Raw genomic sequence first — 9605 nt, forward strand, 5'->3', positions numbered from 1 at the left:
ATGTCATTGATCAACAAATCATTCCTATTCGAACATTTCGCCGGCCGGACTTCTCCATTGCAAAAGAAGCTCATTGAAGAATGGCTGCAATCGGAGGCGGCGCGAGAGCAGTTTTACCTCTGGCTCGCTGAATGGGAGACTACTTTTCCGCTCTACGATCCGGAGATAGCCGCGCCACAGGAACGTTTCAGCGCGTATATGCAAACACCTCGCGAGGTTGCTCCTGCCCGAGGCATCAAACCGGCCGCGCGCCACGCTGCGTTTACAGGCTACCGTTTCGCTGCGGTTATCGCATTGTTACTGGCTGCATTTGCGGGCTGGCTCAGCAGGGATCACCTGTTGTATACGCGTTACCATGCCGATTTTGGTAAAACAAACACCATACTGCTTCCAGACGGAAGCCGCGTTACGCTGAATGCCAATTCTGTACTGCGCGTGCCCCGCTGGACGTTCGGGAATTCCAACCGGAATGTATACCTGGAAGGTGAAGCCGAGTTTGCGGTCAGGCATTTGCCCGATCACCAGCTTTTTGAGGTGCATACCATGGACAATGCGCTGGTCACTGTTCTCGGGACGGAGTTTACGGTTTATACCCGCGAGAAACATACAAATGTGGTTCTCAATAAAGGAAAAGTGCGGTTATCGCCTCCCGCGCGCGACCAGTCTCATACCATGGTGCCCGGCGAGCGCGCCACGATTGATACCGGTGGCAATATCAAAGTGGAAAAGCTGACTGCCGCCCAGCTCGAAGCCGGACTGGCGTGGAAACAGCACCGATTTATTTTTGATAACACACCCCTCAGCGAAGTGGCCGAGCGTATCCGGGAAGTATTCGGCGTGCAGGTGCGGATTACCGACAAAAACCTTGCTATACGTACCGCAACAGGCTCTTTCCCTGCCGAAAGTGCCGAAGAGCTGCTGACCAATATGTCGGTGATGTACGGCTTTGAAATCGTTAAAACCAAGAAACAATTACAGATTATTCCTATTCCCTGATCCTTTCCATTTCATCCTAACCAACCCTTAACCAATCCACTGATTATGCATAAAAGACTACATTTGGTCCGGCGGCTATTCCTTTTGCTTGCAGTCAGTACATTACCTACCCTGGTATCGGGCCAGCTGCTGGCCAAGCTGAAAAGTCACCCCGCCCAGCAGCGCATCGAACCACAGCGGGCTATGTCGCTGAAAGATATGCTGCTGGTATTGAAAGACCGGTACCACGTCGACCTGCTGTTTGAAGAGAAGATATTGCCGGAAGTACTTCTGCCGGGTAATGCGATCCGTTCGGGTGTATCTTTTGAAAGTAACCTGAAAACGCTGCTGCAATCTACGAGCATCGGTTTTATGAAAGTAAAAAAGGGTACTTACGTGCTGGTGGACCAGCGTAAAAGCAGAGATTTCATGAAACCTGCGCCTTTGAACCCGCAGCAAAAGGAAACGCAGCCGCAAACTTTCCCCGCCATTCCGGCGCGCCTGGAACCAGCAGCGACATTGGTTTCTGAAAAAGCACGGGCTACGGCAGATTATATCACGATCAAAGGAAAGGTATTCGATACCCACGAGCCGCCGCGCGAGCTGCCGGGTGTTACAATCGCTGTAAAAGGGACTACCGACGGCGCTTCGACGGACGAAAACGGTTACTTCGCCATTGATGTTCCCAGGGATGCAATACTGGTGTTCTCAATGGTGGGCCACAAGAGCGTGGAGCATCTTGCCAAATCTGCCAATTCCAACCTGATCATCGCATTGCAGGAAGAAGTAGCCAGCCTCGACGAAGCGATTGTAGTCGGACAAACCGAGCAGAAGAAAAAGCACATTGCAGGTTCAATTTCTTCCCTGAATGTAGCTTCGCAAATCAGCGGAAAGCCGATTACCACGCTTTCGCAGTCGTTGCAGGGCGGGGTAACAGGCTTGCAGGTGCAGCAAAGCTCGGGTATGCCGGGCGGCGACGCGGCGGCGATCAAGATCAGGGGTATCAGTACCCTCGGCAACTCCAATCCATTGATCCTGGTGGATGGTATCCCGATGGATATGAACCACATAGATCCGGTAACTGTGGAGAGTGTTACCGTTTTGAAAGATGCGGCAGCTTCGGCAATGTACGGCGCGAGAGCCGCGAACGGGGTGATCCTGGTCACTACCAAAAGGGGAACGCCGGGCAAGATCAGCGTGACTTACGACGGGTACGTGGGCAGCCAGTCCCCTACTTACCTGCAGGAACTTGTGGATGCGCCCCAGTACATGCGCATGTACAACGAAGCGCGGGTCAACTCGGGTAATCAGCCTTTTTATTCCGAGGATGTGATCAGCAAAACCCAGGACGGCTCCGATCCTATCCTGTACCCGAACACCGACTGGGTTGACATGATCGTGAAGGAAAACTCGCCCATTACCAGCCATTCAATCTCACTTGACGGCGGTAATAACCTGGCGCGGTTTGCAGTGACAGCCAACTATATGTTCCAGGATGGAATGATCCCCCTGAACAAAATGAACCGTTTCAATGTCCGCGCGAATACCTCCATTACTGTCAACAAAAGCTTTGTTTTTGACGTCGATCTGTTAGCCATAAAAAGAAATACCCGCAACAACTTCCGGCCCGACGAAGGATCAGGCTTTGGTAACCGGATATTGGAAGATGTGTACAGGGTACCTCCTACCATTTTACCAAAATACCCTGAGAAAAACGGCAGGACTATGTACGGCCGCTACGCTGACATTGTGAATCCGTTGGCCTACGCGGAAAAAGGTGGGTACCGCGATTATGAAAGTGCCCAGGCGATGATCAATATGCAGCCTAAATGGGAAGTATTCCCGGATTTCAACCTGAAAGGACAGTTCAGCTTCCGGCTGAACAGCGACCAGCGACGAGCAGTGGCAGATGCTTACAACTTCTTTGACTACGGCACCAACCAGCTCGTGCAAAGCTGGGGCGTAACGCGCACGGGCACTTTTGAGAGAGCTACCTATATGTACCTGGCGGCCAATGCGGATTATACTTTTACCCGCAACGATCACCGGCTCTATGCATTTGGCGGGTTTTCAAGTGAAAGGAACAGTGCAGGATCTTGGGATGTAAATACGATGGTGTCGGGTTATACGAAGCTGAACTATTCATATAAAGACAAGTACCTGATCGAGGCGACTGCGCGGGCGGATGGTTCATCCAAATTCGGCCCGGGACACAAATGGGGCTTCTTTCCTTCTACGGCGATCGGCTGGAATGTGCACCAGGAGCAGTTTATGAAAAATTTAAAGTTTATCAATAACATGAAGATACGGGCGTCGTACGGATTGTTGGGAAATGAAAACATCGGACTTTACCGCTACCAGACGCTCGTGCAGGGTACGAACGGATACGAAAACATCTGGGGTAACCCGGATATCACCTGGGAAACAGTAGGTCTTTTTGATGTTGGACTTGACCTGGGTCTGTTTGGCAACTCGCTTGAACTGATCTTCGATTATTACGACAAAATGACGAAAGACATCATTCTCAATCCGCAGGTATCTTATGTCGGCGGAATGGGGAATGTACCAATCAATGCAGGAAAGGTGAGAAACCGCGGCTGGGAAGTGTCCGTGAACTACTTCAAGGAGCTGGGATCCAAGTGGAATATCTCTGTAAAACCAGGATTATCGTATAATAAGAACCGCATTATCAAGCTGCAAAACGGCCCGTACCTGACGAGCACGTCCATTAACCAGGAAGGCAGTCCGATCAGCAGCATTTATGGCTACCGACCCGCGGGATTGCTGCAGCAAAGCGACTTCAACAATGAAGGCATTGCACTCCTGCCGACCGTAACAGGCGCCAAGCCGGGGGATATCCGCTACCTTGACCTGAATGGAAACGGGGCAATTGACGCGCAGGACCAGCAGGCGATCGGAAACCCGGTGCCGCAACTGAACTACTTTACCAATGTGCGGCTCGCGCATAAAAAGTTTGATATAGAAGTACTGGTGCAGGGAACCGGCCGGAGCGACCAGCGGCTCACTGGTATGCTCGCCTACCCGCTCGACCAGACTGCCGACGGCGGCGTGCCGACGATTTATTATTCACAGCGCTACTGGACTTCCGAACGTACCAATGCAAGTTTCCCGAGGCTGTCCAACACGCCTGCCAACAACAAGCTTTCTTCCGATTTCTGGATCCAGAACGGGGCTTACTGCCGGATCAAGTACGTTCAGCTGGGCTATAACCTGCCTGTGAATGCAGTGCGGAAGGTTGGCGCGTCGGCGGCGCGGTTTTATCTCAATGCACAAAACCCGTTTGTATTTACACCCATGAAGCTGATGGACCCGGAGAGTCTTGGAAACCAATGGACTTACGGGATCATGAAAGTGTACACAGTAGGTATCAATGTTAAATTCTGACCACTCCAACCATGAAATCGATAGCTAGAATCTGCCTGACACTGGTACTCCTGACCAGTTTTACGGGCTGTGAAGACTTTTTGACCCAAAACCACCCGACAGGGATTACGGATGATAAATTCTGGGAAACGGAAACCCACGCAAGGGACGCATTGAAAATCGTGTACGATGCCCTGCCGGGTGGCACAAATGGACGTGATATGCCGCTGAATACCAGCAATATCATGATCATTTCGGGATTGAGCGACGAGGCTGTGCACCGGGCCGACTACATTGGCGCGTATGAAGAATTTACACGCGGCGTACACAACAGCAACTGGAGTACCGCACTCTGGTTCTGGAGTTCCGACTTTTCAGGAACACGCCGGGCGAGCCGCTTTCTCGAACATGTGGACAAGTGCTTTATGGACGAGAACCTGAAAACGCGCATGAAGTACGAGGCGCGTGCATTGCGGGCTTACTATCACATGGAGCTTTTTCAGTTTTTCGGGGCGATCCCCATTGTGACCAAATCACTTACACCGAATGAGAATACGCTGTCGAGAAACACGGAGCAGGAGGTGTACGATTTCATCATTTCGGAGCTGACCGAATGTGCGAAAAATTTGCCTGATACCTATACCAATGATGAGTTCTGGCGGGTAAACAGTTCTGCCTGCTGGACGCTGATTGCGCGGCTCGCTTTGTTTTACAAAGATTTTGATATGGCTAAAATGGCTTCCAAAGCAGTGATCGACAAGAACATTTACCAGCTGTATACCAGCAAAACTGCGGGTGCCAACAACCTGGCGGAGCTGTTTACCTATAGTGGAATGCTCAACAGCGAGCGCATTATGATCCGTCCGGGAGGGGCCAGCATTGCATGGACAAGATTTGCGCCTTTCGGGATTGGTGGAGAAACTTATACTTCGCCCACCAGCACAGTAGTGGATAACTGGGAGACAAAGCAAGGCAAAACACTGGCGGAACTTGGCGCTGATTCATTGGCTATCTACCGGAAAAATCCAAACTACCGCAACAACCGTGACCCGCGCCTCGTGGCTTCGGTACTTTTTGCAGGAGAGAATTTCGTTGACAACACCTATAAGGTTGATCCATTTAATAGCTCGCCCACGAACCCAGATCGCATTGGTCTGGAAAAATCGACTGCAACAGGCTACTGGATTAAAAAGTACCTCGACCCGCGCGACCGGCAGCCAAGAGGCGGCTCGCTCGATTTCATGATCGTACGCTACGCAGAGGTATTGCTGAATTATGCCGAAGCGTTGATAGAGCTGGGTGAATGGAGTAACCCGGATGTGAACAAGTACATTAATATGGTGCGGAGCCGATCCAATATGCCGAACGTGGATGTGAAAGTATATAACTCACAAGCTAAAATGCGGGAACTGATCCGCCGCGAGCGCCAGGCCGAACTGGCCTTTGAAGGACAGCGGTACTATGATATCCGCCGGTGGGGAATCGTGGACAAGGTAATGAACGGACAGGTTTACGGGGCTACCAATCCGGAGACCGGCGTGGCGGTAAAAGTAGAGGAACGGGCCTATAATCCGCAACGCGATTACCTCTGGCCCATTCCTCAAAATGAAATCCTGGCTAACCCGAACATCAGGCAAAATCCTAACTATTAGCCACACTGCCCTGCATGTAGGTATCCCAATCTTTCCAGACGGGCTCATAGCCGATATTTCGTATCACCCGGGCAATTTCCCCGGGTGAACGTTCGTCTGAGATCTCAAACTGTTCCAGCGAGCCCGCCTCTACCGCATAGCCGCCGGGATTTGTCTTAGAACCCGCGCTGATCGAAGTAATCCCCAGCTGAATGCAATGGTCCCTGAACTTCTCCGACTCCCGCGTTGAAAGGGAAAGCTCCACTTCTTCATTCATGATCCGGTAGGCACAAATCAGCTGCACCAGTTCCCTGTCCGACATTTCCACTTTTGGTTCGAGTCCGCCGGAGAATGGACGGAGGCGCGGGAACGAAAGACTATACCGTGTTTGCCAGTAGGTTTTTTCAAGATATTGAAGGTGCAATGCGGTGAAAAAGCTGTCTGTGCGCCAATCTTCCAAACCGATCAGCACTCCCAATCCCATTTTATGAATGCCCGCTTTACCGAGCCGGTCTGGTGTTTCCAATCGGTACAGAAAGTTGGATTTTTTGCCTTTGGGATGATGTTTGCGGTAATCTTCCTGGTGGTAGGTTTCCTGGTAAACCAACACGGTATTCAGTGCCAGCGGAATCAGCTCGTTATATTCTTCGGTATCAAGCGGCTGCACTTCCATGGAAATCATCGAGAAATGCGGCCGCAGCAGGTTCAGTACCTTTTTGAAATAATCCACGTGAACAGTCTGATTTGCCTCTCCTGTTACCAGCAGCACATGTTCGTAGCCCAGCTTTTTGATCACCTCGGCTTCCTGCAATATCTCGGCTTCGGTGAGCGTCCTTCGCCTTACCTTATTATCCAGACTGAACCCGCAGTAGGTGCAGATGTTGGTACATTCATTGGAAAGGTAAAGGGGAATGTACATCTGAATGGTTTTGCCGAAACGCTTTTGGGTCAATTTGCGGCTGAGCTGCGCCATTGGTTCGAGGTAGGCGGCGGCAGCCGGAGATATCAGCGCTTTAAAATCTTCCAGTGTTCGCTTTTCCGACAAAAGCGCCTTTTCAACGTCTGATGTGGTTTTTGCATAAATACCGGCCTTTACCTCTTCCCACGGATGTTTTTCAAAAACCTGCTTAAAGCTCATCTAAAAACGCTGTTAACGGGCTGCTTGCCGAGGCTTGGCTTCCCTGTTTTTCTAATTTTGCTTCAAATGCAATCCTACCTGCCTCTACGGCCATACGGAAAGCGCGTGCCATTTGTACCGGATCTCCGGCAGAGGCGATTGCTGTGTTGACCAGCACTGCATCGGCGCCGATCTCCATGGCCCGGGCCGCGTCAGAAGGCGACCCGATTCCCGCATCGATCACCACGGGTACCTGGCTTTGTTCAATGATAATTTCGAGAAAGTCAATCGTCTTCAAACCCTTGTTACTACCTATCGGCGAACCGAGGGGCATTACTGCGGCTGCGCCTGCTTCTTCAAGCCGCTTGCACAGTACCGGGTCGGCGTGGATGTAAGGGAGAATTACGAAACCAAGCTTTGCAAGCTCCTCTGTCGCTTTCAGCGTTTCCACGGCATCGGGCATGAGGTACTTGGGATCGGGATGAATTTCGAGTTTGAGCCAGTTTATTTCCAGCGCTTCCCGGGCAAGCTGAGCCGCGAAGACTGCCTCTCTGGCGGTCCTTACCCCGGAGGTATTAGGTAAAAGATTGATCTGGGGATGATTTAAATGCAGGAGAATATCATCCTGATTACTATGAATGTCCACGCGCCGCAAAGCGACCGTCGCCAGCTCGGAACCAGAGGCAAGCAGGGCCTCTTCCATTAGCTGTGAAGAACTGAACTTACCCGTGCCCGTAAAGAGGCGCGAATGGAATGTTTTATCTGCAATTTTCAACATAAAGTTTTTTGAATTTGGTGAACAATACCCTGCGGATCAGGCACATTGATAAGCGCCGACGACATAGCGACGCCGTGCACGCCGGTTGCGAGCAAGGGTGGTATATCATCCGGTGTAATGCCTCCGATTGCGATAACAGGCGTGTTGTATCCTGCTATCGCTATTTTTTGCATCAGCGCATTGTAACCTTCCAGTCCAAGTACCGGACTCAGGTTTTGCTTGGTAGCAGTAAACCGGAATGGGCCCAAACCAATGTAGTCACACCCTTCCTGCACGCGGAGCACGATATCTGCCCAGGTGTTGGCAGTACCGCCAATTACCATCTTATCGCCCACAAGACCGCGCGCTTCCGGTACAGACATATCATTGAGCCCGAGATGCAGTCCATATGCCTCCACAGCCAGCGCGACTTTGGGAAAATCATTGATAATCAACCTCGCACTGTATTGATCACACAGCCGGATCGCTTCCCAGGCGAGTTGCAGCACTTCCTCTTCGGGCTTGTTCTTTACCCGAAGCTGTATCCAGCGACAACCCGCTTCAAGCGCCAAACGGATGCTTTCGATGTGGGATATCCTTTCATTTTCCTGAGAGATGAACTGAATGCTGTCTATTTGATCCAAAATCTGATTTTGATTAATCTTTTCTGAAAATTGAATATCATCAAACTGATCCTTTCTAATCCGATCCCCGGCTTGAAAGCCGGGGCAATAGACTTTGCTATTTTCGCCTTTGGCGAAATTGCCGGCGGCAAATTCATTTGCCCCGCTGAAAAAATCCATTGCCCCGGGTTTCAACCCGGGGATCAGATTAAGATTTTTTTGATGAGGATTTTGCCAGATGCTACTTAGGAGCGCGGCGCCTTGGAAGCCCATTCGGAGGATTATTTGTATTCTCGATTCATCGATGCCGCCGAGGGCGATCACTTCGCCCGGGAAGGTTTGTTTGTTGAGTTTGAAATCCGGGGGGAGCTTTGTCAGATAGCCTGGCTTGGAAAAGCTGTCAAAAACGGGTCCGAAGAAAGTGTAGCTGAATGCATCGGACAAGCTGTCCAATGCCGCAGCGTCGTGAATGGACGTACTCAATACGAACCCCTGTGCTCTCAGGTATTGAAGCGATGCCTCACTTTGTTCCGAACGCAGTTGCTCCGGAAAATGCAGCCTTTTGATACCAAACTCCCCCGCAAGTTCATGGTGCTGGTGCAACGCGATGAGTGGATAGTTGGCGGAATGGATGTCGCGTAGCAGTGAGGCGAGCTCTTCCTTGCTACAATCTGGTTTCCGCAAATGCAGCAGCTGCATTCCCTCCGCGAAGAGCGCATTGATTTGCACCGCTTCGCCTTCGAAGAAATCGGGCCGGGATATGACGATGATTTTCATGCTTATAGATAGATTTCGCTGCCATTCTGTGCAAACTCGCGGGCTTTCACCTGCATACCTTCTTCAATGTCAGCGCTGGTGAGTATTCCATTCTCTTCTGCATACTCCCGCACATCCTGCGTGATTTTCATCGAGCAAAAGTTGGGGCCGCACATGGAACAGAAATGCGCGATTTTAGCGCCTTCGGCAGGTAATGTTTCGTCGTGAAACTCCCTGGCTGTGTCGGGATCGAGGGAGAGGTTAAACTGGTCTGCCCAGCGGAACTCGAACCGCGCCTTGCTCAAAGCATTGTCGCGGTACTGTGCGCCCGGGTGACCTTTGGCCAAATCCGCTGCATGCGC

The 9605-nt window shown here is 51.2% G+C and carries 7 protein-coding genes; 3 read left to right on the plus strand and 4 right to left on the minus strand.

All coding sequences use genetic code 11. The features are described from left to right. The 3 genes from ACTIE6_RS02030 to ACTIE6_RS02040 all read left to right on the plus strand — a co-directional run. Positions 1-996: FecR family protein (locus tag ACTIE6_RS02030; protein ID WP_439555039.1), on the plus strand; the 996-nt coding region annotated here is incomplete at its 5' end. 45 nt (positions 997-1041) lie between these two features. Then, positions 1042-4380 (plus strand): SusC/RagA family TonB-linked outer membrane protein, encoded by a 3339-nt coding sequence (locus ACTIE6_RS02035; RefSeq protein WP_439555040.1) that lies wholly within the window; start codon positions 1042-1044, stop codon positions 4378-4380. Between the two features lie 11 nt (positions 4381-4391). Then, positions 4392-6011, plus strand: coding sequence for a RagB/SusD family nutrient uptake outer membrane protein (locus ACTIE6_RS02040; RefSeq protein WP_439555041.1), 1620 nt, complete (start codon positions 4392-4394; stop codon positions 6009-6011). Here the strand turns inward: ACTIE6_RS02040 and thiH are convergent. The 4 genes from thiH to ACTIE6_RS02060 all read right to left on the minus strand — a co-directional run. Next, entirely contained in the window at positions 6001-7128 is a 1128-nt protein-coding gene (thiH, locus tag ACTIE6_RS02045) for a 2-iminoacetate synthase ThiH (protein WP_439555042.1), read from the minus strand. The genes ACTIE6_RS02040 and thiH overlap by 11 nt on opposite strands. Further along, the gene (locus ACTIE6_RS02050; protein ID WP_439555043.1) at positions 7118-7885 is read right to left on the minus strand and encodes a thiazole synthase; all 768 of its coding nucleotides are present in this window, start codon (positions 7883-7885) and stop codon (positions 7118-7120) included. The genes thiH and ACTIE6_RS02050 overlap by 11 nt, the downstream gene beginning before the upstream one ends. Further along, positions 7879-9264: a thiamine phosphate synthase gene (locus tag ACTIE6_RS02055; RefSeq protein WP_439555044.1), complete on the minus strand. Its 1386-nt coding sequence runs from the start codon at positions 9262-9264 to the stop codon at positions 7879-7881. Before ACTIE6_RS02055 ends, ACTIE6_RS02050 begins: the two co-directional genes overlap by 7 nt. Before the next feature lie 2 nt (positions 9265-9266). Beyond that, on the minus strand, positions 9267-9605 hold a 339-nt coding region (locus ACTIE6_RS02060; RefSeq protein WP_439555045.1), incomplete at its 5' end, for a phosphomethylpyrimidine synthase ThiC.

Origin of the sequence: Dyadobacter sp., assembly GCF_051859145.1 — a bacterium.
Taxonomy (GTDB): Bacteria; Bacteroidota; Bacteroidia; order Cytophagales; family Spirosomataceae; genus Dyadobacter.